4 protein-coding genes are annotated in these 3,104 nt (G+C 62.0%); all 4 read left to right on the forward strand.

The window, feature by feature from the left end; translation table 11 throughout:
• Window positions 1–106 precede the first annotated feature (106 nt).
• The 4 genes from tnpA to ACZ9HU_RS22430 all read left to right on the forward strand — a co-directional run bounded on the left by tnpA (window position 107) and on the right by ACZ9HU_RS22430 (window position 3,071).
• Complete coding sequence (gene tnpA / locus ACZ9HU_RS22415; RefSeq protein WP_476108091.1) at window positions 107–469, forward strand: IS66-like element accessory protein TnpA; 363 nt, start codon at window positions 107–109, stop codon at window positions 467–469.
• Window positions 466–825, forward strand: a complete 360-nt coding sequence (gene tnpB, locus ACZ9HU_RS22420; RefSeq protein WP_476108092.1) for an IS66 family insertion sequence element accessory protein TnpB — start codon at window positions 466–468, stop codon at window positions 823–825. Before tnpA ends, tnpB begins: the two co-directional genes overlap by 4 nt.
• A 117-nt stretch (window positions 826–942) precedes the next feature.
• Window positions 943–2,481: an IS66 family transposase gene (gene tnpC / locus ACZ9HU_RS22425; RefSeq protein ID WP_476108093.1), complete on the forward strand. Its 1,539-nt coding sequence runs from the start codon at window positions 943–945 to the stop codon at window positions 2,479–2,481.
• Window positions 2,482–2,501: 20 nt separating this feature from the next.
• Complete coding sequence (locus ACZ9HU_RS22430; RefSeq protein WP_476108094.1) at window positions 2,502–3,071, forward strand: plasmid pRiA4b ORF-3 family protein; 570 nt, start codon at window positions 2,502–2,504, stop codon at window positions 3,069–3,071.
• Window positions 3,072–3,104 lie beyond the last annotated feature (33 nt).

Below are 3,104 nucleotides of genomic sequence, written 5' to 3' on the forward strand. Positions count from 1 at the left end.
GTAAGCGCCGACGGACCCCGGCCTTGCGCAGGATTGGGGTGGCGTAGATTTCGCGGGGCAAATGGAGGCCTTGCGAGTGGAAGAAGAGCAGTCAAAAGAGCCTCGTATGGGCGCTCGCCGGGATGGCGGAGCGGTCGTACGGGTGGAACGTCGCCGGAACTGGAGCGACGAAGAAAAGCTGGCGATCCTGAAGGAGACGACGCAGCCCGGGGCCATCGTCGCCGCGATTGCCCGTCGGCATGGTATCGGAACGGGGCAGCTTTACACTTGGCGCAAGCAATTGCTGCGCGGAGCTATGGCGGGCTTCGTGCCGGTTGAACTGGTGCAGCCGGAGCTTGCGGGCAAGATGGCGGACACTGGTCGGATCGACATTCGGCGTGGTGGTGGTTTCACGGTTTCGGTGGACCGACTGGTGGATCCTCAGGCGCTGCGACTGGTCCTCGAGATTGTCGGGGAGCTTGAGCGTTGAGCCTGACCTTGCCGCCATCAGCGAAGATCTATCTGTCGCTGGCACCCTGCGATATGCGCAAGGGATTTGACGGACTGTCGGCGCAGGTTCGCAACATATTGCAGCTTGATCCTTTCTCGGGCGCCGTCTTCCTGTTCCGGGGCAAAAGAGGTGACAGATTGAAGGCCCTGGTGTGGGATGGGTCAGGGCTTTGCCTTTATGCAAAACGGCTTGAACGCGGAAAGTTCGTTTGGCCACGGACCCGGGATGGTGTCGCCGCCCGGCTCTCTGGCGCACAATTGGCGATGCTGATCGAAGGGCTGGATTGGCGGCAAGCTATTGTCCATGATGAGATCGCCAAACCGACGATTGCGTAAGGGAAAATCGCAGAAAACCGGCACTTTTTGTAGCATTTTCAGGTCGTCGGCCCTATAGGGGCAGGCATGCGGCTCGACCTTGATCGCCTTCCCACAGACCCTGTTCTCCTGCAGAAAATGCTGCGGGAGATGGCCGAGGCTATGGAAGCAGAACGGGATGAGCTGAAGGTTGCGAAGCGGACCGTCAAAGCCCAGGGACTGACCATAGAAAAGCTGGAGCACCGTCTCGCCCGACTGCTGCGGGTCCAGTTCGGGCGCAGTTCCGAGAAGATGGACGATGCGCAACTGCGCATGATGTTCGAAGACGTCGAGGCCATCCCCGAGCCCGCCAATGATGATACCACGGCGACAACCCCGGAACCGGTGCGCAAGGCCGGCGCCCGCGCGCCAATTCCGGCGCATATACCGCGCCTGACGGCCGAGCATCGTCCGGAGCCGTGCGGCTGCGGCGGGGTGGAGACCGTCATCTGCGAAGATGTCACCGAGGTGCTGGATTATGTTCCGGCCCGCTTCCGCGTTCTGCGCCATGTTCGCCCACGGGTTGCTTGCCGGTCATGCGAGACGATCCGACAGGTACCGGCCATCGATCTGCCCTTACCCAAGGTGATGGCCAGCAGCGCGCTGCTCGCGCATCTGGTGGTCAGCCGCTTCGTTGACCATCAGCCATGGCACCGTCAGTCGGTGATCCTGCGGCGGCAGGGCGTGACTATTGATCGTGATGTGATGGGGCGCTGGGCCCGCAAGCTGGCCTGGTTGATGGCCCCGCTTGGCGAGCGCCTGTTGGCCCATATTCTCAAAGCCCCTAAGATCCATGGCGACGAGACGCCGGTCACCTTGCTCATGGGCGAGGATGGCAGCCACACGGCCTATTTCTGGGTCTATTTGCGCGATGGCCGTTCCAGCGGCGACATAAGCCCGCCTGCTGTGGCCTTCCGCTTTACGACCGGGCGCGGCGGCGAGCATCCCGCCGCCCATCTTGCCGGATATGAGGGATACCTTCAGGCCGATGGCTATGGGGGCTACAACATATTGTATCGCAACCCCAAAACGAAAGCTCCACGCAGCGTGACCGAGGTCGGCTGCTGGGCGCACGCACGGCGCAAGTTTACCGACATTCTGGCCAAAAACCCCTCGCCGGTGGCGGCTGAGGCCATCGTGAGGATCGGCGAATTGTTCGCGATCGAGCGCGACATCAAGGGCGCGCCGCCCGACGAACGGCTTCGGGTCCGCCAGCAACTGGTCGCCCCGAAGCTGGCTGCCTTGCGGCCATGGCTCGAAGCACAGATGCGCGGGCTGTCTTCGGACAGCGCGCTGGCCAAGGCATGCCGTTATCCGCTCAATCGCTGGGCGGCGATGGCCCGTTATTGTGACAATGGCCTGCTCGAGATCAGCAACAACCTTGTCGAGAATGCCCTGCGCGGTGTTGCCCTTGGTCGCCGCAACTGGATGTTCGTCGGTTCGACCAAGGGCGGAGATGCCTCGGCGCTGTTCTATTCGCTCGTCGAAACCTGTCGCCTCAACGGTGTGGAGCCCGAGGCCTGGTTCACCGACGTCATTACGCGTATCGGCAATCATCCCATCAACCGGATCGACGAATTGCTCCCTTGGAATTGGCAGGCGGCAAACGAGATCCAAAAGCTGGAGCAGGCTGCTTGAGCAACGCCTTCGTCGTACGGATGACGATCACGCTGGATGATGTGACGCCGGTGGTGAGCCGCGTGATTGAAGTGCCGCTGGGTATCCGGCTCGACCGGCTGCACACCGTCTTCCAGGCAGCGCTGGCATGGACGGACAGCCACCTGTGGGAATTGACCTTCGGCCATACGGGCTTCGGGATCCCCGATCCGTCTTACGGCTTTGACGGCCCGCTTGATGCCCGCAAAACGACCTTGGCTCAGGCACTCGAGGGCATGCGGGGCAAGACCTTCCGTTACCTCTATGACTTTGGCGATGCGTGGGAGCACAGCGTCAAAATCCAGGGCATCGCACCTGCCGATCCCAACGAAATCTATCCGCGTTTAATCGCCGCCACCGGCATGCGGCCACCAGAGGATTCAGGCGGGCCTTGGGGTTACGCCGAGAAGCTGGAAGCGCTCGCAGATCCGACCCATGAGTATCACGAGGAGGCGCTCGATGCCTTGGGCGATGACCATGATCCACATGCCCAGCCCAACATCGATATGATCCACGCCAGCTTCGCCGCGCTGGCAAAGAAATGGGCGCCCCGTCTGCGAAAGGCCAAATAGGCCGCGTCAACGCCGCATTCCGTCGGCGCTTAC

The sequence above is a fragment of the Novosphingobium sp. Sphag1I genome (assembly GCF_056279125.1).